Annotated in this window: 21 protein-coding genes; 9 read left to right on the top strand and 12 right to left on the bottom strand. The window is 71.1% G+C overall.

What is annotated here, in order from left to right; translation table 11 throughout:
* The 6 genes from D7V77_RS27570 to D7V77_RS27545 all read right to left on the bottom strand — a co-directional run.
* Nucleotides 1-2,162, bottom strand: a 2,162-nt coding sequence (locus tag D7V77_RS27570; RefSeq protein ID WP_120579285.1) for a TonB-dependent siderophore receptor, incomplete at its 3' end; no start/stop codon positions are given.
* 137 nt (nt 2,163-2,299) lie between these two features.
* A complete protein-coding gene (locus D7V77_RS27565; RefSeq protein WP_120579284.1) occupies nt 2,300-2,494 on the bottom strand; it encodes a hypothetical protein in 195 nt (64 codons plus the stop codon).
* A gap of 103 nt (nt 2,495-2,597) precedes the next feature.
* The gene (locus D7V77_RS27560; RefSeq protein WP_120579283.1) at nt 2,598-3,572 is read right to left on the bottom strand and encodes a metallophosphoesterase; all 975 of its coding nucleotides are present in this window, start codon (nt 3,570-3,572) and stop codon (nt 2,598-2,600) included.
* A 52-nt stretch (nt 3,573-3,624) separates the two neighbouring features.
* Nucleotides 3,625-3,975 carry a hypothetical protein gene (locus D7V77_RS27555; RefSeq protein WP_120579282.1) on the bottom strand — a complete coding sequence of 117 codons (351 nt, stop codon included), beginning with the start codon at nt 3,973-3,975 and terminating at the stop codon, nt 3,625-3,627.
* Between the two features lie 125 nt (nt 3,976-4,100).
* The gene (locus tag D7V77_RS27550) at nt 4,101-5,480 is read right to left on the bottom strand and encodes a hypothetical protein (RefSeq protein ID WP_120579281.1); all 1,380 of its coding nucleotides are present in this window, start codon (nt 5,478-5,480) and stop codon (nt 4,101-4,103) included.
* A 78-nt stretch (nt 5,481-5,558) separates the two neighbouring features.
* The gene (locus tag D7V77_RS27545) at nt 5,559-6,695 is read right to left on the bottom strand and encodes an NAD(P)/FAD-dependent oxidoreductase (protein ID WP_120579280.1); all 1,137 of its coding nucleotides are present in this window, start codon (nt 6,693-6,695) and stop codon (nt 5,559-5,561) included.
* Nucleotides 6,696-6,929: 234 nt separating this feature from the next.
* On the opposite strand from D7V77_RS27545, the gene D7V77_RS27540 reads away from it, so the two are divergent.
* Entirely contained in the window at nt 6,930-7,388 is a 459-nt protein-coding gene (locus tag D7V77_RS27540; RefSeq protein ID WP_014394487.1) for a YaiI/YqxD family protein, read from the top strand.
* Between the two features lie 12 nt (nt 7,389-7,400).
* On the opposite strand, the gene D7V77_RS27535 is transcribed toward D7V77_RS27540, so the two are convergent.
* Nucleotides 7,401-7,886 (bottom strand): hypothetical protein, encoded by a 486-nt coding sequence (locus D7V77_RS27535; RefSeq protein ID WP_120579279.1) that lies wholly within the window; start codon nt 7,884-7,886, stop codon nt 7,401-7,403.
* A 112-nt stretch (nt 7,887-7,998) separates the two neighbouring features.
* A complete protein-coding gene (locus D7V77_RS27530) occupies nt 7,999-9,330 on the bottom strand; it encodes an amidohydrolase (protein WP_120579278.1) in 1,332 nt (443 codons plus the stop codon).
* Between the two features lie 250 nt (nt 9,331-9,580).
* Between D7V77_RS27530 and D7V77_RS27525 the strand changes: the two genes are divergently transcribed.
* From D7V77_RS27525 to D7V77_RS27505, 5 genes are all read left to right on the top strand, one after another.
* The gene (locus D7V77_RS27525; protein WP_120579277.1) at nt 9,581-10,201 is read left to right on the top strand and encodes an outer membrane beta-barrel protein; all 621 of its coding nucleotides are present in this window, start codon (nt 9,581-9,583) and stop codon (nt 10,199-10,201) included.
* 244 nt (nt 10,202-10,445) lie between these two features.
* On the top strand, nt 10,446-11,594 hold the full coding sequence (locus D7V77_RS27520; RefSeq protein ID WP_368666203.1) for an acyltransferase family protein: 1,149 nt from the start codon (nt 10,446-10,448) through the stop codon (nt 11,592-11,594).
* A gap of 84 nt (nt 11,595-11,678) precedes the next feature.
* Nucleotides 11,679-12,419 (top strand): YqjF family protein, encoded by a 741-nt coding sequence (locus D7V77_RS27515; protein WP_120579275.1) that lies wholly within the window; start codon nt 11,679-11,681, stop codon nt 12,417-12,419.
* 46 nt (nt 12,420-12,465) lie between these two features.
* Nucleotides 12,466-12,897, top strand: a complete 432-nt coding sequence (locus D7V77_RS27510) for a DUF2089 domain-containing protein (protein WP_120579274.1) — start codon at nt 12,466-12,468, stop codon at nt 12,895-12,897.
* Nucleotides 12,898-12,903: 6 nt separating this feature from the next.
* On the top strand, nt 12,904-13,932 hold the full coding sequence (locus D7V77_RS27505) for a hypothetical protein (RefSeq protein WP_120579273.1): 1,029 nt from the start codon (nt 12,904-12,906) through the stop codon (nt 13,930-13,932).
* 3 nt (nt 13,933-13,935) lie between these two features.
* On the opposite strand, the gene D7V77_RS27500 is transcribed toward D7V77_RS27505, so the two are convergent.
* Together D7V77_RS27500 and D7V77_RS27495 are read right to left on the bottom strand one after the other, a co-directional pair.
* The gene (locus D7V77_RS27500; protein ID WP_120579272.1) at nt 13,936-14,586 is read right to left on the bottom strand and encodes a hypothetical protein; all 651 of its coding nucleotides are present in this window, start codon (nt 14,584-14,586) and stop codon (nt 13,936-13,938) included.
* A 10-nt stretch (nt 14,587-14,596) separates the two neighbouring features.
* The gene (locus D7V77_RS27495; protein WP_120579271.1) at nt 14,597-15,424 is read right to left on the bottom strand and encodes an endonuclease I family protein; all 828 of its coding nucleotides are present in this window, start codon (nt 15,422-15,424) and stop codon (nt 14,597-14,599) included.
* A 278-nt stretch (nt 15,425-15,702) separates the two neighbouring features.
* Between D7V77_RS27495 and D7V77_RS27490 the strand changes: the two genes are divergently transcribed.
* On the top strand, nt 15,703-16,665 hold the full coding sequence (locus D7V77_RS27490) for a TIGR01777 family oxidoreductase (protein WP_120579270.1): 963 nt from the start codon (nt 15,703-15,705) through the stop codon (nt 16,663-16,665).
* 2 nt (nt 16,666-16,667) lie between these two features.
* Nucleotides 16,668-17,549, top strand: a complete 882-nt coding sequence (locus tag D7V77_RS27485) for an alpha/beta hydrolase (RefSeq protein ID WP_120579269.1) — start codon at nt 16,668-16,670, stop codon at nt 17,547-17,549.
* 36 nt (nt 17,550-17,585) lie between these two features.
* Here D7V77_RS27485 and D7V77_RS27480 read toward each other — a convergent pair whose 3' ends face one another.
* The gene (locus D7V77_RS27480; RefSeq protein WP_120579268.1) at nt 17,586-18,656 is read right to left on the bottom strand and encodes a helix-turn-helix transcriptional regulator; all 1,071 of its coding nucleotides are present in this window, start codon (nt 18,654-18,656) and stop codon (nt 17,586-17,588) included.
* A gap of 185 nt (nt 18,657-18,841) precedes the next feature.
* On the opposite strand from D7V77_RS27480, the gene D7V77_RS27475 reads away from it, so the two are divergent.
* On the top strand, nt 18,842-19,174 hold the full coding sequence (locus D7V77_RS27475) for a TerB family tellurite resistance protein (protein ID WP_199733901.1): 333 nt from the start codon (nt 18,842-18,844) through the stop codon (nt 19,172-19,174).
* A gap of 51 nt (nt 19,175-19,225) precedes the next feature.
* On the opposite strand, the gene D7V77_RS27470 is transcribed toward D7V77_RS27475, so the two are convergent.
* Entirely contained in the window at nt 19,226-20,596 is a 1,371-nt protein-coding gene (locus tag D7V77_RS27470; RefSeq protein WP_120579286.1) for a TAXI family TRAP transporter solute-binding subunit, read from the bottom strand.
* Between the last annotated feature and the right edge of the window lie 180 nt (nt 20,597-20,776).

The following is a 20,776-nucleotide window of genomic DNA, read 5'->3' as shown; positions in this document are numbered from 1 at the left end:
GTGCGGGGTGGGATGGGCAGGTCCCTCGGATTGCCCGCACCGGTGAGGTTGCTGCCCACTACGAAAAGCTGGAGCCCGCCCGCTGGCATCAGCCAGGCGACTCGGGCATCCAGGGAGACGGTGGGGCTGGCACGGTAGGAATCCGCCACACCGTCTCCGTTGGTATCGGGATAGAAAGGACGCTCGCCCGTGAGCGCGCCGCGCAGGTTGGCCTCCAGGCCCCACTCTCGGTGGCGCCACGTGGCCTGCGCGGTGAGCCGGTGCCGCGACTGGCCCTCCAGCGCGCGGTCCAGTTCCTGGTCGGTGCCGTCGGTGAGCGTGTAGCCCAGCTCCACCTGGATGCGGCCGGGCAGCGTCTGGCGAAGGCCCAGCTCGCCGCCGCGCACGCGCGCCCGGGCGATGTTGATGTACGAGTAGCGCAGGAAGTCGCCCTCGGACTGCAGCGACGCGGAAATCATGTCGCGCAGCGAGTGCTGGAACACGCCCACCCACACCACGGAGTCGCGCGTGGGGCGCGTCTCCACGTTGAAGCTGAAGCTGCGCGAGCGCTCCGGCTTCAGGTCCGGGTTGCCGCGCACGGTGTAACCCACGAAGGGGTTCTCGAAGTCGATGAGCAGGTCCTGGAAGCTGGGCGCGCGGTAGCCCCAGCCGTAGCTGCCGCGCACGGTGAGCCACGACAGGGGGTCCACCTTCAGCGCGAAGCGGGGCGTGAGCGCGAGCCCGAACTGCGAATCCACATCCACCCGTCCGCCGCGCATCGCCACCAGCCCCTTGCGCTCCCACAGCGTCCAGCTGTCCTGCGCGTATAGGGAGCCACGGCCGCGCCGGCCGCGTCCGCCGTCCAGCCGGTCCGACTGCAGCCATTCGCCCAGGTACTCGGTGCCCACCACCAGCGCGTGGCCGCCGCCGGGACGCGCGTCCATCTGCGCACCCACGCGGGCCTGCTGGTCGCGCGTGTCCTCCACGGTGTCCAGCGCGGAGGCGTTGCGCTGGTCGCGCAGGTAGCGCCGCTCGTAGTGACCGTAGGACACGTCCGCACGCAGGTTCACCTTCTCCCCCAGCCGCCAGGACGGAGACAGGCGCGAGGCGAAGGTGTTGTCGCGGGTGGCCCGGTCGAACACCGCGCCCGCGGCGCCCAGGTCCACGCCACGCTGGATGCGGTGCGAATAGGAAGCGGTGCCCTCCAGCGACATCGTCTCCGAGCCGCGCCAGTCACCGCGCGCGGACAGGTCGTAGCCACTCAGCGTACTGCCCGTGGTGCCGATGTCCGTGGTGTCCAGGTCGTAGGCGTCGCGCCGCTGGAGTCCGGCGCTCATGCGCAGGCCCCACGCGTCGCCGCGCGTCTCACCGGTGGCGTCCAGGTCCAGGCGCCCGAGCGTGCCGTACGCGGCGCGCAGGTCCGCGCCCAGGGTGCGCTGCGCGCGGCGGGTGATGAAGTTCACCACGCCCGCCACCGCGTCGCTGCCGTAGAGCACGGACCCGGGGCCCTTCACGATTTCGACCTGCTCGATGTCCTCCAGCGACAGGCGCGACAGGTCGATGTTGCCGTCCACCTTGCCGGTGACGCGCTCGCCGTCCACCAGCACCAGCACGTACTCCGGGGCCAGGCCCTGCATGGACAGCCCGGAGCCCGAGAAGCCCTGCTGCACCACGAAGCCCGGGCGCGCGTTCAACAACTCCGACGCGTCTCGCGCGCCGCTGGCGACAATCTCCGAACGGGTGATGACCTCGGTGGCCACCGGCGTCTCGCGCAGACGCTCCTGCGTGCGGGAGCTCGTCACCACCGTCTGGAGCGCGGGAGGCTCCTCCACCGGAGGCGTGGCCTCCACCGCTTGAACGGGCTTCGCGGGCACGGCCTCCGCGGACACGGAGGCGGCATCCGGCTCCGACGGCGACGCGGGTACGGCCTCCGCGGACACGGAGGCGGCATCCGGCTCCGACGGCGACGGCGACGGCGACGGCGACGCGGCCACGGGCTCCGCTGACGTGGCGGCCTCCGCGGCGGGCGCGGACTCCTGCCCCGGCGTTTCCGGCCCGGGCTCCGCGTCAGACGGAGACGCGGCCTGCGCCACGCCTCCGTTCGCGGACGGCACGTCCTCCGCCCGGGCCAGGCCGGACACGGCACTCCACAGCAGCGCGCACAGCCACCAACGCCCGGACATCCCACGTCCTCCCGGCACGAAAGCCGGGGGGCCTCCGCTCACGGGAAGCCTGTCGGGCGCTGGGCTCAAGGGCCTCGGGCCGCAGGAAACACACTGCCGCGAGCCCCTCACCGAAAGGCCCGGTCCTTCAAAGCGTCTCAGCCGCCATTGCCCCGGGGAGCACCGCCGCCCCGTGGCTCCGCCGACGAACCCGGCTCCAGCGGAACCACCTGCGTCCGGTGACACCGGCGGCACTTCAGCTCCACGCCGCCCGGCACCAGTCGCGCCAGCAGGCTGCCGCACATGCAGCGCAGCTCTCCGGCACTTCCCTGTGGCCCGCATCCCTCGTGCATCGCGGCTCCCTGCGTTTGATGGGGTCGGACGATATTGATACTGACTATCAAAGTCAAAAGACTTCCAGTGAACGCTCCAGGTAGGCGTCTGGAGGAGGACCGTCTACTTCGTCCCCGTCTTTGCCTCAGGGCGCGGAGCGGGCGCGGCGGCCTTCGGTGTGGCGAGCAGGGGCACCCGGCCTTCCGGGTAGAGCGCGGTGAGGCGGTCGCCGCGAAGCTCCAGCGCGGCCAGGTGGCGGCCGTAGTGGGTGCTGAGGCCGGTGTCGATGACGATGACGCGGCCGCCGAAGCGGACGGAGAGCCGGCCATCCTTGGACGGCGTGTGGCCCATCACCATGCGGCGTGCGCCGAAGCGCTCCAGCACCTGGGTGAGGCCCGCGTCCCACTTCGCCTCGTCGTCGATGGCGTAGCCGCGAAACCACACCGGGCCCTGCGGATCCACGCCGCCGCCCGGTGCCTGCCCCGGCGTCAGGTCCTGCCACACCCAGCGGTTCACCTCCTCCAACGTGGTCCCGGGAACGGTGGGCGCCAGGCCGCCGTGGAGGAAGAGCGTGTCGTTGACGCGGATGACGGCGGGGTGCGAGCGCAGCCACTTCCCGTAGCGCCCGTCCGCGGCGTAGGCGGCGGCGTGGCCGCGGAGCCCCTTGGGTTCCCCCGGGCCGTCAGCGACGGAGGACTGGTCCGCGAAGGAGGCGAACTCGCCGGGCGTGACGTAGCGCAGGTCTCCGCGCATGTTCATCAGCTCGTGGTTGCCCAGCAACGGGTGCACGCGGCCGCCGGCCTTGCGCGCCTCGGTCTCCAGGCGCATCAGCAGCTCGAAGGCGTCGCGGGTGTGGTCGCCCCGGTCCGGCAGGTCCCCGGTCTGCACCAGGTGCGCCTTGCCGCCAATCCAGCGGTCCTTCGCGTCGATGAGGCCCGCGAGCCGCAAGACTTCCTTCAGCGCGTCCACGTCGCCGTGCACGTCCGCCACGGCGACGATGCGCTCCACGCCCGTGAAGACGAAGGGGTCCTGGGCCTTGGGGGCGGCGGCACCCGCGAGCGCGGGCAGGAGCAACAGGGACAGGAGAACGGGACGCACGGGCTTCCTTCCTTTGAAGAGGGAGGAAGCCTAACGCACGTCCCGCCTGGGCCTACGCGTTCGCGGCGGCGTAGATGTCCAGCAACGTGATGCCCGCGACAGCGCCGGTGGCTGCGAGCAGGCGGCCCTTGCGCACGCCGGGCTCGCGCAGGCCCTTGCCCATGGTGGCCAGGTCGAGCGCGTCACCGGCCACTCGCGCCCACAGCCACGGACGCTTGTTCGCGGGGCTCAGCAGGGCCACACCGGCGGCGAGCTCCCGGGCGCCGTAGGCCCGCACCCACTTGTCGCCGCGCGAGATGCCGAAGAACCGGAGCAGGTTCCACGCACCCAACAACTCCGTGACGCCCAGGCCCACGCTGAACCACCCCAGCGCGCGCGGCAGCTTGCTCATCGCCTTCGCCATGTCACCGTCTCCTCGAGCAGAAAGGTCCGGTGGAAAGCTGAGGGTGTCCCCGGCGCACGCCAAGGCCCTTGGCTGTCCGGACGCTGACGCATGCTGGAAGGCAGGCAGGCGACGGAGCCCCTGACCTACGGGGAGTTGCCGCGGAAGCGGGCCGGAATGGCGCGCAGGAGCTGCGGATCCTTCCAGTCCCAGACGCGCCCCGTCGCGAAGTCCACGTCCACCGGCACGGAGTTCCACGCGTGCACGTCGTAGGAGGTGGAGGCACGCCAGTGGAAGACGACGCTGAACGCGGCCGTCGCGGCGAGCATGCCCGCGAGAACGCGATGCTGGCGGGGCGCATCCACCGCGAGCTGCACGGGATACGCGAGGAAGACGACGAGATAGGGCAGCACGTCCGTGAAGAACCGCGGCCCCACGGAGTGCCCCGCCCACCAGATGGGGAACGCGGAGATGGCCACCCAGTGCAGGAGCACGATGACGGCGAAGGCCTTCTCGGAGGGCGTCAACTCCCTGCTCCGCCACCGCTGGACGAACCCCACCCCGGCGAGCACCAGGAACGGCGAATAGAGGAGCAGCCCGCGCGACGGGCTCACCAGGTTCGCGGCCAGCGCCATCACGAAGCGCGACCCCATCACGTCCAGCGGATGCGTGTAGTACGGCGACAGGATCGAGCCGTAGAGGTGGAGGTTGTACCCGCAGAACGGCAGCGCCACGAGCGCCGCGCCCGCGAAGTACGCGGGCAGCAGCCGGCGGAAGCGCAGGACGAAGTACGCGGTGACGACGACCACGGAGATGGAGTGCGTGGGCCGGCACACATACGCGAGCGCCACCGCGAGCCCCGCGAGGAACGCGGTGCGCCGCGTCTGCGCGGGCCTCGCCAGCAGCAGCACGACACAGGCAATGGCGAGCAGCCCGGGGCCGTGCTGCCAGAGGACGCGGCTGGCGGTGGAGTACGCCGTCGTCCCCAGCCCGAAGAGCAGGACGGTGACGAGCGCGGCGCGAGCGGACACGCGCCTTCGCAGCGCGACGAGCAGCACGCCCGCGGCGGCGCACACGTAGAACGAACCGATGAGCTGTTCGGTGCGGTGGAAGGAGCCCAGGTCCACCTTGCCAGTGCTCCGGAACAACTCCAGCCACGCCAGCGCATCCGCGCCGGGAGTCCCCAGGTGCGCGAGCACCGGCCGGCCCAGCGAGAACAGCCCCTCCGCGGCCGCCAGGAACGGGAGCGCGGCGACCATCACCCCGGGCGGATACTCGTAATAGGTGCGGCCGCCGTAGACGCCTCGCGCGTACGCGGTCGCCGGGGTGAACGACGGCGAGTACTCGTCCAGGTCGGCGTTGCCCTCGTGGAGGATGCTGGCCGCGGAGGGGATGGACCACAGCGAGTCCGTCTGCATCTGCACCTGGCTCGCGGTGTAGACCGCGAACAAACCCAGACACAGCAGCCAGGCCGCGAGGGCCGAGGCCGCGAAGTCGCGAGGGGACGGAGAGGACGCCGGAAGCATGACGCCGCTTCTAGCGAATCCCCGCCCGGAGCGCGCGGACTGACGTCACTCAGCCTCACCTTGCAACGGGGAGGGGGCTCAGGGCGGCGACGAAAGGACGGGGGCGCAGGATTGTTGGCGGTTGCGCCAGTACGGCGCTCCGGGCCAGCGGCGCTCCAGGCGGTAGTAGCCCTCGCGGATGCGCAGGTGCTCCTGGAACTCGTGCCGCGTTCGCACCTCGTGGAGGCGCAGCGCGGCGGAGTCACCCCGAAGGTACCGGCTCACCACGTCGGCGGCCTGATTCGCGGTGCGCAGGGCCTGGGACGTGCCCTGCGAGGACAGCGGGTCCAACATGCACGCGGCGTCGCCCACCGCGAGCCAGTCCTCGCCGTGCAGCCGGTCCAGGCAGGCGACGTTCGCGGACACCGCGCGCAGGGGTTCGCCGGTGAAGACACATGCCTCCAGGCGGCGGCGTGTCTCGGGCGCGCGCTCCATCCGCGCACGCCATGCCTCGGAGTCCTCCGGCATCAACCCCTGGAGCGAATCCTTGTCGCCCATCAGCCCGAAGACGACCTGGTCGCCGGGCATCCGCGCGGAGTACCACCAGCCGTCCTCGCACGACTCCACCAGCGTGAGCGCGTCCACGGTGCGGCCGGGCTGGAGCGCGAATGTGCCGCACAGGCCGGAGGTGCGGTCCACCGTGTGACGCCGGGCCCCCTGCGACGTGGCGAAGACGGCGCTCCGGCCCGTGGCGTCCACGACGAAGCGCGCGTCCACGAAGTCGCGGGGCGCATCACCCTCCGTGGGAACGAAGAGGCGGTGGCCGCCGGTCTCCAGGGGCGTCCAGTCCGTCACCGCCGAGCCGATGCGCACGTCGACGCCGAAGCGCATCGCCTCGTCCGCGAGCATCCGGTCGAACCGGGAGCGGTCCAGGTGCCAGCCCGTGCCCCAAGGCGAGCGCAGGTGATCATTGTCGCCCAGCGCGGAGTCTCCCCAGCGCGAGCACGAACCCATGGAGCGCAGGTGGCCCTGGCGCGCGAAGGCCTCCCAGACGCCCAACCGCGCCAGCAACCGCCGGCTGTCCGGAGGCAGTGTCTCGCCCAGGCGGGGCTGCGCGTAGGTGGAGCGCTCGAAGAGGACGACGCGCAGGCCCGAATGCCTGCACAAGGCCAGCGCCAGCGCCGCCCCCGCGGGACCGCCGCCCAACACGGCGACGTCATACCGGATGGTGTCCAAGGCTCAGGCCGTCCCGTCCGCGTGTGCCAGCGGCCGACGCTCGACCTCCAGGAATTGGGGCATGCCCGCCCCACTGCACCCGGCGTACCAGCAAGCGACAGATGACTGCCTGTGGGGTTCGCGAGGCGCGGTGGCCGCTGGACGCGTCAAGGGTTGCGTCCGCGACGTGTCAGCCAGGGGGATGACGCGTCAACGCGCCTGACCCGGGCGGGACAATCAGCGAGGATGGCCCGCATGAAAATCTGGGTCGATGCCGATGCGTGTCCGGGGCCCGTGCGGGACATCCTGCTGCGCGCCGTGCAGCGCGTGAAGGTGCCCATCGTCTTCGTGGCGAACAAGCCGCTGGCGCTGCCGCGGCTGGCGTACGTGTCCACCGTGCAGGTGGGCGCGGGGCTGGACGTGGCGGACCGGCACATCGCCACGTCCGCGGAGGCCGGGGACCTGGCCGTCACGCAGGACATCCCGCTGGCCGCGCTGCTCGTCCCCAAGGGCGTCGTGGTGATGGATCCGCGAGGAGAACTCTTCACGCCGGAGACCATCGACGAGCGGCTGTCGATGCGGAACTTCATGCAGGAGCTGCGCGACAGCGGCGTGAACACGGGCGGCCCCGGGGGTTTCTCACCGCAGGACCGCCAGCAGTTCGCGGCCACGCTGGACCGCGAACTGACCCGGCTGGTGAAGCAGCAGGGCTGAAGGGGACAGAGCCTAGTGGCCGGCGCCGCCGCTGCCCTCCGCGGGAGGCGTGCCGGTGGACGGCGCCACGGGGCTCGTGCCGATGCCTTTGTTGCGGTGCCAGGCCTCCGGGATGATGTCCAACCGCGCGCCGGGGTTCTGCGACGGCACGACTTCCGGGGCCAGGTTGTCCACGCCGCGCATGTCGATGCCGCCTGAGCCACCCGTGCCCACCTCGTTGATGTCCACGCATTTGAAGTCCTCCGGCTTCGAGGACTTCTCGATGCCCGTGCCTCCGGTGGCTTCCGCGTTGGCCTGGGCCTCGGCGCCCGCGGTTCCGTAGAAGTTCAGGTCATGCTCGCGCAGCATCTCCTGCGTGCGAGGCGACTCCTCCGAGTCCCAGGACATCTCGTCGCTGGCGAATGCCTCGGACGGGGACTCCTGTGGAACGGACGCGGTCTGCGTGGCACAGCCGCCCAGCAGGAGCGCGGTCATCGAGGCCATGAGCGGAAGCTTCATCGGGATGTCCTTTAGAAGTGTCGTCCGCCTCTCAAGTTGGAGGCACTCGCGTCGGGGGCAAGCGACGGGGAGCCAGCCGGGCCAGCGACCCCGTTCCAGGCCGGGGCCGCTCTCAGTGGTTCACGGACGCATCGCCCGCGTGCAGGCAGGCCAGCGCCGCCACGGTGAGTGACTCGCAGCCGCCGCGCAGCGAGCCCTCGCGGTCCGGGGCATAACCGCTGGAGTGCGGCCCTGGCACGTGCGCCATCTTCTCCTGCGGCGTCGCGCCCGGTGCCTCCTCCCAGGCCTTTCGCGGCGTGATGCCCATGAACCAGTACGCGGTGGGCACGGGATGTTCCGGCCCCTGGGCGAAGAAGGGGAAGTCCTCGCTCGCGGTGGCGAGCACCCCCGGAACCAGTGCGTCGCGCCCGAACCATTCCGCGTGCGCGTCCCGGACTCGGCGCATGAGCTCCGGGTCGTTGCGGTTCACCGGCCCGCGGTTCAGGACCTCCACCTGGGGAGCCCTCGGCGCGCCCGACGCCGCGGCCTCGCCCTTCGCGATGCGCTCGATGGCCGCGAGAACCCGCTCCTGCACCGCGGCATCCTCCGTGCGCACTGTCAGCTCCAGCAGGGCTTCGTCCGGAATCACGTTGGCGCGAGTCCCCGCATGGAAGGCCCCTACCGTCACCACCGCGGCTTCCAGCGGCGACAGCGCGCGCGACACGATGGTCTGCAGGCGCATCACCACGCTGGCCCCCAGCACCACGGGGTCCACGGACAGCTCCGGCAGCGCGCCATGCGCTCCCCGGCCGAAGAGGCGCAGGCGCACGTGCGCGGAGCCCATCATCGTCACGCCCTCGCGGTGCATGAAGGTGCCCACCGGCAGCGGCGCCGTGTGCTGGCCCAACACCGCGTCCGGCGTGCCGAAGCGCGAGTAGAGCCCGTCATCCAGCATCGCCTTCGCGCCCTGGAAGGTCTCCTCCGCCGGCTGCCCCACCACCATCACCGTGCCGCGCCACGCATCGCGCGAGCGCGCCAGCACCGCCGCCGTGCCCACCAGGCACGCGGTGTGGACGTCATGGCCGCACGCGTGCATCACCGGCTCGCCGTCCTCCGTCCGCACGCGGCTCGCGTAGGGCAGCCCCGTCTTCTCCTCCACGGGCAGCGCATCCATGTCCCCGCGCAGGAGCACCGTGGGCCCGTCGCCGTTGCGCAGCAGGCCCACCACGCCGTGGCCGCCCACGTCCCTGCTCACCGCGTAGCCCTCCGCCTCCAACCGGCGCGCCACCTGGGCGGCCGTGCGCGCTTCCTGGCCGGACAGCTCCGGGTGTTCGTGCAGGTCTCGATAGAGCGCGTCCACGTCCGGCAGCACTTCGTCCCAATGCGCGAGGACGCGCCGGGCGCGGGCCCGGAGGACAGAAGGGGTGGACCCCACGACGGACTGGGGGTGGGCGGCGTCATTCATGGCGGTGTGCTCCCGTCCCGGACGCGAGGAGGAGGTACCGAGGGCATCCGGGTACGGCTCAAGGTGGAAGCCGCTCGCGGGGAATCACAGAGGATGGGCGGGGAGGCAGGCGGGGGCACGACTTCGTGCGCCGCCTCCCCCACCCTCCGGGGGACCGTGGGCCTCCGAGGCACCGCCTGTCCGTTCGTTGTTCGCCCCTCCCCCCAAGGTCACCTTCTGGCTGCGCACACGACACATGAAGGGAGCGGTCATGAGGCGAAGCATCGCGTTGGGGCTCTGCCTGGCAGGACTGACGGGTGGCGCCGCCAGAGCCCAGGACCCACCGTCGGACGCGCCCACGCGGATGGGACGGGTGGATTGGCAGGGCCCCTACTTCCTCCTCGGATTGGGCGTGGAGGGCTACACGGGCAAGCTCGCGCCCAACCTGGATCCAGGGCCATCGTATGGCGTCGTCGTCGGCTACCGCGCCAATGACTACGTGGGCCTGGAGCTGGGCTACAGCGGCGGCGTGAGCAGCCTGTCCGTCGCGGACAGCTCCGACTTCTTCGGCACGCCGGACCTCGTGCGAAACGGAGCGCAGGCGGCGCTCACGATTGGCTTCACCCCCACCCGGCTGCAGCCCTATGTGCTCGGGGGCATCGGCGTCGAGCGCTACTCGGTGCGCGAGGGCAGCTTCTTCCGGTTCTTCGACGACACCGGGGGCTACGCACCCGTGGGCGCGGGCGTGCGCTTCAAGATCAACCCCCAGCTCACCGCCGAGGTGCGAGGCAGCTACAGCTTCCTCTTCGGGCAAAACTTCGCGCCCTCGCAGGACATTGGCGCGGGGGACGGCCGCTACTCGGGCCTGCTGATGATTGGCGGCAGCTATTGAGGCACGCCTGGTGCACGGCCGCGATGAACGGCGCGGACGCGCACTCCGAGCGTTCCGCACGGGAGTTCCGGGTCCTGGCACGCGTGCCGGCGCGCTTGCGAGCAAGGGTGGAGGACCTGGATTCCCAGACGCCCTGACCCCAGGGTGGCCGGCGCGTCCCGAACGAGATGAGCGGCGTGTCACTGGCGGCCGGGGCGCGGCTTGCTAGCATCGGGTGCACTCCCCCCGCTGAAAGCCGACTCCGCTGAACGCCACCGAACCGCGCCATCTGGCCGGCCTGGACCTGCTCCGGGGCCTGGCCATCCTCGTCGTCGTCGTCTACCACTACCCCCGCCCCCAGGGTCACGAGGCCTTCCAGGCGTTCGCCAACTTCGGCTGGACGGGCGTGGAGCTGTTCTTCGTGCTCAGCGGCTTCCTCATCGGCTCGCAACTCCTGGAGCCGGTGTCGCGCGGTGAGACGCCGTCACTGCGGCGCTTCTACCTGCGGCGCTCGCTGCGCATCCTTCCGTCCTTCCTCGTCGTGCTGGGCCTCTACCTCTTCGTGCCAGCCTGGAGCGAGCGGCCCCTGGTGACGCCCGCGTGGCGGTTCCTCACCTTCACGCAGAATTTCGGCCTGCGCATCAACGGCTTCTCCCACGCGTGGTCCCTGTGCGTGGAGGAGCACTTCTACCTGGTGCTGCCTCTCACCGTGCTCGCGCTGCGTGGACGCCTTCGCGCGCCGTCCCTCATCGCGCTCGCGGTGGCCGTGATGGGCGGAGGCATGCTCCTGCGCGGCGGGCTGTGGCTGCACCACTTCTCCGCGCTCGGGCCCGCTGATCCGGGGTGGCGCGACTTCGACATGCTGCTCTACTACCCGACGTACGCGCGGCTCGACGGGTTGACGTGCGGCGTGCTGCTCGCGGCCTTGCGCGTCTTCCGGCCACAGGCCTGGGAGCGCTGGACTCGCGGCGCCCGCGCGCGGGGGATGGCCGTCGTGGGACTCGCGTGTCTGGGCGGCGTCCTCTTCATCAACGAGGAGCACTTCCGCTACCTCCCCTATGTCCTGCTGTCGTTCCCCCTGGCCGCGCTGGGCTTCGCGGCGCTGGTGCTGGCGCTGGCGGGCCCCGCGGCTTCGCGCGTCTGCGCTCGCATCCCGGGCGTGAAGACCTTCGCGGTCCTGAGCTTCACCGTCTACCTCACGCACAAGGCCGTGCAGCATGGCGTGCGGGACGCGCTGGCGCCCCACGGCATGGACGCGTTCCACGTCGTCACGTTGTTGGGCGGCGCCGTGGCGGTGCTGCTCGCCTCGCTCGCGCTGCACCATGGCGTGGAGCGACCCGCGCTGAAGTGGCGGGAGCGGCTGGAGCGAGGGCTCACCTCCCGGAAGCCCCAGGCGCGGCCCGCCGTTCCCTGAAGGCTGCCCGCGCTTCTGCGCGACAGAAGCCGCGCAAGGGGGCGGGCCTGGGCCCGGGCGTCGCGTGCGCGCTAGACCTCGCGCATGCGCCCCTTCCTGACGGCGACGTGGCGGTACCTGCTGATGCTCAACTACGAGGTGGACCCGGCGGTGCTGCGGCCCCTCGTCCCCCGTGGCACGGAGCTCGACGCGTGGCAGGGCCGCACGTTCGCGAGCATGGTCGGCTTCCGCTTCCTCGACACGCGCGTGCGGGGACTCGTGGTGCCGTTCCACCGGGACTTCGATGAGGTGAACCTGCGCTTCTACGTGCGCCGCCTGGGCCCCGAAGGCTGGCGGCGCGGCGTGGTGTTCGTGCGCGAAATCGTGCCCCGGCTCGCCATCGCCACCGTGGCGCGCGTCCTCTACAACGAGCCCTACGTCGCGCACCCCATGCGCCACGCCGTGAACATGGACGGCGCGGACACCGGCGCGCCCGGCCACGTCGAGTACGCCTGGAAGTCCCACGGCCGCTGGCACCAGCTGTCGGCCCGGACGCTCGGCACGCCGTCCGAGAGCGCCCCCGGCTCCCAGGAGGAGTTCATCACCGAGCACTACTGGGGCTACACCGCCCAGCGCGACGGCGGCTGCGCCGAGTACCGCGTGGAACATCCCCGATGGAGCGTCTGGCGCGCCCAGGAGACCTCCTTCGACTGCGACGTGGCCCGCTTCTACGGCCCCGCCTTCTCCGAATGCCTCCGGGGCACGCCCCACTCCGCCTTCGTGGCCACCGGCTCGGAAGTGTCCGTCTTTCCTGGAAATGAACTCCAGCCCTTGCCAGCGCCGTAGAAATCAATATTCTTAATCTCGAAATTGATTTTCTGAATAACCAACCATGACAACCTCCAAGTCCACCTGGCCCGTGCCCACCCGCTGCCCCGTCTGTGGAGGCGGCACCGTCATCGAACGGGTTCGCTGCGACGGGTGCGCGTCCGCGGTGGAGGGGCGCTTCACGACGGGCTGGGTGCAGCAGCTGTCGCCGGAGCAGCTCGCGTTCGTGCGCGTGTTCATCGCGTGCCGGGGGAAGATCAAGGACGTGGAGCAGGCGCTGGGCCTCTCCTATCCGACGGTGGTGGCGCGGCTGGACGACGTGGTGGAGGCCCTGGGCCAGGCGCCCGGAGGCCCGCCGCCTCCCGCGCCTCCTCCACCGCCACCTCCGTCCCGGGAGCGCGGCGCTCCGCGCCGGGCGCAGATTCTCGATGACCTCGCGGCCGGGCTCATCGACGCGGACGAGGCCGCTCAACGTCTCAAGAAGGCACGGGAGTAACCACCCATGATGGACCCTGAAGCCACGCCGTCCTCCGACGCCTCGTCTTCCTCGCGCGACGGCACCCAGCGCCACGCGATTCCGTGGGGACAGCACGCGGAGCTGGTGCTGCACGCGCCCGCCGCCACGCTCGTCGTGTCGCCGCTGCCGGAGGGAGAGAAGCCCTACCTGGTGACGCACGGCCGGGTGGAGACGCGCATCCAGGAGCACGGCCGGGTGACGAAGGTGGAGCTGCTGCCGCGCGAGGCGGGCTTCCTGTCGCTGTTCTGGCGCCACGGCGGACAGGCGGAGCTGTTCGTGCCGCCCGACGTGCGCGCGAAGCTCCTGCTGGACGCGGGCGCGGTGCGCATCTCCGGCCTGAAGGACTGCGAGCTGGAGCTGACCACCGACGCGGGCACGGCGAGCCTGCGCGACGTGCACGGCAAGCTGACCCTGCGCACGGGCGCGGGCCGCATCATCGGCGAGCGCGTGGGCGGCACCCTCCACGTCCACGCCGCCGCGGGCGCGGTGAAGCTGGACGTGGACGCGCTGGACGTGGGCGAGCACCGCATCGGGACGCAGGTGGGCGCGGTGGAGCTGCGCCTGGTGCCCGGGCTGGATGTGAACATCTCGGCCCATACGTCGCTGGGCTCGGCGCAGACGCGCTACCCGTCCAACCCCCAGGCGGCGACGACGATCCTGCTGGAGACGGAGCTGGGCTCGGTGCGCATCCGCGAGTCGGGCCGTTCGCGCGGCGAGGACGCGGAAGCCTGGGAGGAGGACTCCATGCGCTGGCAGCGTCAGGCGGAGCGCTGGCAGCGCCGCGCCGAGCGCCACGCGAACCAGTGGGCCCACGCCTGGGCGAACTCGTGGGGCGCGCCGCCCTGGGCGGGCCAGGGGTCCCAGCACCACCGGCCTCGGCCGCCCGCACCGCCCCCTCCGCCCCAGTCCCAGGGCATCCCCGATGAGGAGATGCGCCGCGTGCTGGACCTGGTGGAGGCCGGCAAGCTCAGCGCGGAGGACGCCCAGAAGCTGCTCAAGGCGATGCAGCGATGAGGATCAGGCGCCCTGGGTGAGGAAGCGGAACGGACGCACGCAGTCCTCGCGCGTGCAGCGGAAGAGGTAGCCCCGGCCGTTGTCGCCGAAGTCCAGGCCGAACGGCATCGCGGCCAGCTGCGCGACGAAGCGCATGGGCGCGTCACAGCACTCCGGAGTGGCCTCGCCGTTGAGCCACCCGGGCACGCCGCCCACCTTGCTCTCCGGCGCCTCCGCCTGCGCGCGGTCCAGCGCCAGGAGCTGCTCCTCGGTGGCCTCGTTGACGTCCACCGACAGGGCCTCGGTGTCCTCGGTGGCGGGCTCGAAGCCGAGCGTCCACTCCGCGTACGGCTTCACCGGCCCCGGCGGCGCGCTCACGGACGGCGCGCCCGCATTCACCGGCACGGCCGCGTTGGCCCCCTCCTCCGGGTCCCAACGGAAGCAGACGGTGTCGGGGTTCTCGCACTGGAAGACGTGGACCGACGCGTGCGGCGCCAGGTCCAGCCGTCCTTCGACGTGCGGCAACTGGAAGAGGAAGCGCTGGGGCCCGCCGCACATCGCGCAGGCGGGCCACTCCAGGGATCCCGGCGCCTCGGGCGTGCCCCCCACCTTCAGCAGGGGGACACCGGTGCGGCCAGGGACGAGCGCCCACAGGGGCGCGAGGGGACGGGACATGCCCCGGACTCTAGAAGTCCGCGATGCGGTCGGCCAGCGACGCGTCGTCCACGAAGGGGTTGCGGTTCTGCTGGTAGGTCTCGATGGCGTCGTTGCGCGCGACTTCCGCCGCGTCCACCTTGTCCAGCGTGTTCCACTGCTTGAGCACGGCCTCGTCGTCCGCGGGGATGTGCTTGTTGTAGACGGTGGAGAAGTAGAACAGCGCGCGCGCCACGTTGCCCTTGTGCTCGTCGGGCGGCTCGAAGACGGTGCGGCCCTTCTCGTCGGTGCCGAACTTGGCGCCGTTCTCCTCCCACTTCACGTTCTTCACCGTGCCGAAGGGCCAGTTTCCCCGGATGGAGTTGGCCTTGCTGTCGGTGGGGAACAGGTGGTGCAGATCCGCCTTCGCCGCGCCCGTGGCGCCCTTGGACTGGGGCCAGGTGTGCTCGGTGTTCATCACGTTGCTGTTGGGGATCTTGTTCGTCGCCACTTCCTTGCCCGTGTAGACGCACTTCACCTTGCCGTCGTGGTTGTCGAGCGTGGTGAAGATGATCTTCCGGGCCTGGTTGTAGCCCAGGTCCTTGTGCTTGCTGACCGCGTCGTGCAGGGCGTTGATCAGCGCCTGGTCCTTCAGCCCGTCGTAGCGCGGATCCGACTTGGGCGGCACGTCCTCCACCGGCACCTGCGGCGAGGGAACCGGCGTCGTGGGCGTCGTCGGGGCCTTCTTCGCCGACGCGCCGGCCTCGAACGTGGAGACCGAAGAGAACGCCTTCGGGATGATACGGGCCGTGGAAGTCGTGGCCGACGCGGAGTTCGTCGAGGGGCGGGTCGCGGAGAGCGGGCGGGACGGGATGATCATGACGGCCCTCAAGATTCGAGGTGGGGGATGACCCATTTTCGTCCGGACGTGCCCCCAGTTGCGTGACGCATCGCATTTTCCCTCCGAGCCAGTGGGTTTCTTCCGCCCGACCCAGGACATCCCGGGAAATGCCCCACCGCCGGGCTCCGGAGCCGGGGAAAAGCGGGGCTCATCGACGGCACCAGGACGGCCCAGGGGCCCGTTTCCGGGAGCCGGGCGGCCCGGACGGGGTGCGCGCTATGCCTCCGGGTGTCGCAATCCATGAGGGGGTTTCGTCCATGAAGGTCGTGATTCCGGGTGGCACGGGACAGGTGGGCGCCCTGCTGGCGCGGGCGTTCACCGCGCGAGGGGATGACGTCGTCCTCATCAGCCGGGGAGGCCGGGGCGAAGCGCGCACGGTGTCCTGGGACGGACGCACCCTGGGTGATTGGGCGAAGGAGGTGGATGGCGCCGACGCGGTCATCAACCTGGCGGGACGCAGCGTGAACTGCCGCTACTCGGAGGAGAACCTGCGCCAGATGATGGACTCACGGGTGGACTCCACGCGGGTGGTGGGCCAGGCCATCCAGCAGGCCTCGAAGCCGCCGCGCGTGTGGCTGCAGATGAGCACCGCGACGCTGTACGCGCACCGGATGGACGCGCCCAACGACGAGGCCACCGGGCTCATTGGCGGAGACGAGCCGGGCGTGCCCGCGTACTGGAAGCGCAGCATCGACATCGCGCTGGCGTGGGAGCGCACGCTGGCGGAAGCCAACACGCCCCACACGCGCAAGGTGGCGCTGCGCACCGCGATGGTGATGAGCCCGGACAAGGAGGGCATCTTCGATGTGCTCCTGGGCCTGACGCGCCGGGGGCTGGGTGGCCCCGCGGGCAGTGGGCGGCAATACGTGTCGTGGATCCACGGCCAGGACTTCGTGCGCGCGGTGCAGCTGCTGCTGGAGCGCGACGACCTGGACGGGCCGGTGAACCTGGCCGCGCCGAATCCCCTGCCCCAGCGCGAGCTGATGGCGAAGCTGCGCGAGGCGGCGCACGTGAGCGTGGGGCTGCCGGCGGCGAAGTGGATGCTGGAGGTGGGCGCGTTCTTCATGCGCACGGACACGGAGCTGCTGCTCAAGAGCCGCCGCGTGGTGCCTGGCCGGCTGCTGGACGCGGGATTCACCTTCGAATATCCCGACTGGGGGACCGCCGTGACGAACCTCGTCGAGCGCTGGCGCGCCGGGAGCGGGCCCGTCCGGAGCTGACCGTGTCCACGAAGCCGTACCGCGTCCGCTGGGGTCGCATCGCCGCGCTGGGGCTCGCCCTGGGCGCGCTGGGCACGGGCGGCTTCACGGCGACGCGAGGCCTGCGCACGGCCCAGGCGCTGGTGCACCCGGCGCGCGTCCCGGTGACGCGGCCCTCCGGCCCGGACGCGCTGCCGGGCCTGGAGGACGTGTCCTTCGAGGCCGCGGGGCGGAAGCTCCAGGGGTGGTACGTCCCTTCGCGCGACGGGACGGCGGTGGTGCTGGTGCATGGCTTCGCGGACAACCGCACGCGGCTCCTCTTCGAAGCCCGGGTGCTGTCGGAGGCGGGGCACGGCGTCCTGCTCTTCGACCTGCACGGCCAGGGCGAAAGCGAAGGCGACGCGATTGGCTGGGGCGACGGCGAGCGCGAGGACGTGCGCGCGGCCCTGGCCTTCGTGCGGGCCCGGCCGGACGTCACCCCGGGGCGCGTGGGCCTGTTTGGATTTTCCATGGGCGGGACGGCGGCCCTGCTGGTGGCGCAGGAGGACGCGCGGGTGAAGGCGGTGGCGGCGGTGGGAGCGTTCCCGGACCTGGCGGGGGACATGGGCTCCCACTACGGCCTGAGCACCTGGGCGGTGCTGTGGGGGCTGCGCCGTTCCGGCATCGACGTGGACGCCGTGCGGCCCGTGGACGGCATGTGCCGCCTGGAAGGCCGGCCGCTGCTGCTCATCAACGGCGGCAGCGACCCGGACGGCCCCCAGAAGCTGGACGGCCGCCTCTACCGCGCCGCCTGCGAGCCCCGCGAGCAGTGGCTGGTGCCCCAAGCAGCCCACGGCGAGTACGCCCGGAAGGACCCCGAAGGCTACGCCCGCCACCTGCGCGACTTCTTCGCCCGCGCCCTCTGAGTGCTGTCCCCGGGTGACGAGGTCCAACCGGCCGTCTCACTCTCGGCGGCCCTTGGCGACGAACTCCCCGCGGCTGTGGATGCCGGCCTTCTCGAACAGCGACTTGATGTGGACCTTCACCGTCTCCACGGAGCACCCCAACCGGGAGGAGATCTCCTTGTTCGCCAGCCCCTCGTGAAGACAGTCCGCCACGCGTGACTCCTGGGCGGTGAGCTTCTCCTTCCAGTCCGGACGCAGCCAGTGGACGCGCTCGTGCATCCGCACCTGCCACAGGTTGCGGCCCCCCCAGCTGACGGCGGAGGGACTGAACGTCACGTCCAGCCGGTCCGCGCCGCGCTCCAGCGTGAGGGACTCCAGCCGTGGATCCACCGCGACATCGAAGCGGGACAGCGCCCTCACCCGCTCCGCCCAGGCGCGGGGAACCCCGTCGCTGAGCTCGTGGGGCGCGAACCACTGCTCCAGCAGCGGAATGGCCGGCCCCGTGTCCGCCACCTTCCGCCCCAGGCTGTTGAGCACCAGCACCGGGTTCGCTCCCATCGCGATGGCCTTCAGCAGGTCCCGCTCGAAGCGGACGGCGTAGAGCTCCTGGAGCCGCGCCACCGCCCGGGAGATGTACGGGATGATCTGCTGCAGGAACCACTGCGCCCGGAGCGTGAAGGGCCGGGAGGATTCCCGGTACATCGCGACGCCGCCCTTCAGGTCCTGCTCCGTGAAGAGGAGTGACGCCAGCACGCGCTTGAGCTTCAGCCCCGCGCCCTGGCTGCGCCGGAAGGTCTCCGTCTCCACCAGCGGCTGCCCCCGCAGCATCTGGACGTCGCTGAGCACCAGGTTCGGCTGCGCCACCGTGGCGCGGAAGACGAAGTCCTCCTGCACCCATTCCGCGTAATCCTTGAGGAGGGGGTGGACGGTGTCCGTCTTCCACTGCACCCCCGCAGTCCCATCCGGATTCGCGCAGCCCACCGCCAGGTGGTCCGCCTCACAGAGCGAGAGGAGCGCCCGGGAGAGGGCCTCGTAGACGTCCTCCAGCGTCCGGGCGTTGCCCAGCGCTTCCTTCAGCTCCGCGACCAACGCCTGCTCATGCGACAGGAACTTCCGCGCCTTGCCCATGGGTACAACCCCCGTTTGCAATACCCATCAAGTATTACGAGGGCTGAAACAGGGCCCATCCCTCCAAAGAGGTATGACAGGCCTGTCGGAAGCGCCTTTCCGCTCGCTGACGGGGCGACGACGCCGGGCTGGACGGCTCCCCCCCTGGCAGGTCAGCCTGGACATCCTTGGAGGATGCAATCCACATGGCCGCCCCGCTGCCCCCTGAAGCCCAGTTCCATATCGAGGTCATCAAGCTCCTGCTCCAGGTGGCCACCAGCGACGACCGCGTCACCCGCGAGGAGATTGATTCCATCATCGACACCGCGCGCGGCTTCAGCGTGCCCCTGACGGAGCTCAGCGCCCTCACCCGCTGCCTCCAGGAGGGCCATCCGCTCCCGCCGCCGAACCTGGGCATCTTGCGCGAGGACCCCAGGGCCGTCCTCGACGCCGTCCACACGCTCATCGCCGGCCACGTGCACGAGTCGGAGATCGCCATGGCCCGGCAGATCCGCGAGCTGCTCGGCATCGCTCCCTGAAGCCTCTCACGGGCGGCCCCATGCCCGGGCCGCCACGCACCGCTCTTCACGTCACGCCGGCATCTGCAATGGGTGCCCGTCCTTGTGCTCGGGCGCGCCCGCGAGCCTGCGGGTGAGCCGGCGGCGCACGACGTCCACGTGCTCGCGGAAGAAGTACAGGTTCTCCGCGTAGGCGATGGGCACCGCGATGCGGTTCACCTCGCGCTCGGCTTCCTCCAACCGCTTGAGCATGGCCTGGAGCATCTCCTGGTCCGGGTCCTCCTCCAGCTGGATTTCAATCTCCTTCAGCCGCGCGTACCACCGGTGGATGCGCGAGCGGACCCGCCACAGGAACACCGCGGGCACCGCGCGCCCCAGCGGCACCACCACCGCGATGATGGGCACCAGCATCACCCACAGCCGGTCCACCAGGTTCGCCGCCCAGAAGGGCAGGTAGCGCTGCAACAGCGGAACGCCCGACGCGTAGTAGCGCTTCGCCTCGCTGCTCAGCGCGAAGCCCGCCGCGAGCGGCGCGGGGAACTCGCCCGTCTTGTCCAGGATGCCCGCCGAGCCGTGGATCTCACTGGCCGCGCGCATCAGCAAGTATGCGAGCGCCGGGTGCAGCGTGTCCTTCGCCAGCAGCAGCGCATTGGGAGAAAGCAGCACCACGTCCTGGTCCGGCACGTCCTTGGCGAAGTCGAACACGCCCTGCGGCAACACGTGGCGTGACAGGTACGGATAGCGGCGCGTGTACGCCTCCGCGCGATTGAAGCTCAAGAGGCGCACGTCCTTCACCGCGGCCAGCTTCTGGATGCGCGGAGACTCCGCCATCGACACCAGGAACACCGCGTCCACCTTGCCCTGCGTCAGCGCGTCGATGGCCGCGTCCCGGTCCAACGGCAGCAACTCCGTGGGCGCCGTGTCCACCTTGTTCGCCTGGAGCAGCGTCATCGCCAGCGCGCGCGTGCCGCTCTCCTCGGGCCCCACCGCGATGCGCTTGCCCTGAAGGCCGCGCACGTCGTCCACGGGCTCGCCCCGGTAGAAGACCCACAGCGGCACGTAGGAGAGGCTCCCCAGCGACACCACGTGCTCCGGCACCTCCTGGCCCTTGCCACCGGTGGTGCCGCTCTGCGCGAAGGCGATGTCCACTCCGCTGTCCTCCGCGCTGAGCAGCGCCACGCTGCCCACGGAGCCCTTCGTGTTGCGCAGCTCCAGCGTCACCCCGTGCTGCGCGAGGAACTTCTGGTAGCGCTTCGCCATGTAGTTGAAGCCGCCCTCTTCCGGCGCCAACGCCATCACCAGGGTCTTGGGCGGCGCGGGCTTGACGAAATAGAACGTCACCGCGAACGCCACCGCGATGAGCAGCGTCGCGGGAGCGACGGCGATCCACAGGTCGCGCCGCAACGTGCGCTTGAGCTGCGCCTTCAACGTGTCCGTCTTCATGAGGCCGCGCAGTATACCGACCGCGCCGTGCGTGGCCCCGCCGTACACCGCGTCGGTCCAGGCAAGCGAGCACGTCACGACCCGGGGGCACTTGGCGCAACCCCTTGCGCGACACACCCTCCCTCCCAGGCCTTATTGAAGGGGTGTGGCATGGGTTGGCGTGGCGGGTGGGTGATGTCC

Origin of the sequence: Corallococcus sp. CA041A (assembly GCF_003612075.1) — a bacterium.
Classification (GTDB): domain Bacteria; phylum Myxococcota; class Myxococcia; order Myxococcales; family Myxococcaceae; genus Corallococcus; species Corallococcus exiguus.
The sequence above is the reverse complement of the archived record's forward strand: the minus strand, read 5'-3'. Positions and strand labels throughout refer to the sequence as shown.

What these genes read in the sequence shown, in the direction of transcription:
- D7V77_RS27530 (WP_120579278.1), bottom strand. Translation starts at nt 9,330, where the DNA reads ATGAATGACGCCGCCCACCCCCAGTCCGTCGTGGGGTCCACCCCTTCT.
- D7V77_RS27565 (WP_120579284.1), bottom strand. Translation starts at nt 2,494, where the DNA reads ATGCACGAGGGATGCGGGCCACAGGGAAGTGCCGGAGAGCTGCGCTGC.
- D7V77_RS27475 (WP_199733901.1), top strand. Translation starts at nt 18,842, where the DNA reads ATGGCCGCCCCGCTGCCCCCTGAAGCCCAGTTCCATATCGAGGTCATC.
- D7V77_RS27510 (WP_120579274.1), top strand. Translation starts at nt 12,466, where the DNA reads ATGACAACCTCCAAGTCCACCTGGCCCGTGCCCACCCGCTGCCCCGTC.
- D7V77_RS27490 (WP_120579270.1), top strand. Translation starts at nt 15,703, where the DNA reads ATGAAGGTCGTGATTCCGGGTGGCACGGGACAGGTGGGCGCCCTGCTG.
- D7V77_RS27540 (WP_014394487.1), top strand. Translation starts at nt 6,930, where the DNA reads ATGAAAATCTGGGTCGATGCCGATGCGTGTCCGGGGCCCGTGCGGGAC.
- D7V77_RS27505 (WP_120579273.1), top strand. Translation starts at nt 12,904, where the DNA reads ATGATGGACCCTGAAGCCACGCCGTCCTCCGACGCCTCGTCTTCCTCG.
- D7V77_RS27480 (WP_120579268.1), bottom strand. Translation starts at nt 18,656, where the DNA reads ATGGGCAAGGCGCGGAAGTTCCTGTCGCATGAGCAGGCGTTGGTCGCG.
- D7V77_RS27535 (WP_120579279.1), bottom strand. Translation starts at nt 7,886, where the DNA reads ATGAAGCTTCCGCTCATGGCCTCGATGACCGCGCTCCTGCTGGGCGGC.
- D7V77_RS27500 (WP_120579272.1), bottom strand. Translation starts at nt 14,586, where the DNA reads ATGTCCCGTCCCCTCGCGCCCCTGTGGGCGCTCGTCCCTGGCCGCACC.
- D7V77_RS27555 (WP_120579282.1), bottom strand. Translation starts at nt 3,975, where the DNA reads ATGGCGAAGGCGATGAGCAAGCTGCCGCGCGCGCTGGGGTGGTTCAGC.
- D7V77_RS27515 (WP_120579275.1), top strand. Translation starts at nt 11,679, where the DNA reads ATGCGCCCCTTCCTGACGGCGACGTGGCGGTACCTGCTGATGCTCAAC.
- D7V77_RS27495 (WP_120579271.1), bottom strand. Translation starts at nt 15,424, where the DNA reads ATGATCATCCCGTCCCGCCCGCTCTCCGCGACCCGCCCCTCGACGAAC.
- D7V77_RS27470 (WP_120579286.1), bottom strand. Translation starts at nt 20,596, where the DNA reads ATGAAGACGGACACGTTGAAGGCGCAGCTCAAGCGCACGTTGCGGCGC.
- D7V77_RS27550 (WP_120579281.1), bottom strand. Translation starts at nt 5,480, where the DNA reads ATGCTTCCGGCGTCCTCTCCGTCCCCTCGCGACTTCGCGGCCTCGGCC.
- D7V77_RS27525 (WP_120579277.1), top strand. Translation starts at nt 9,581, where the DNA reads ATGAGGCGAAGCATCGCGTTGGGGCTCTGCCTGGCAGGACTGACGGGT.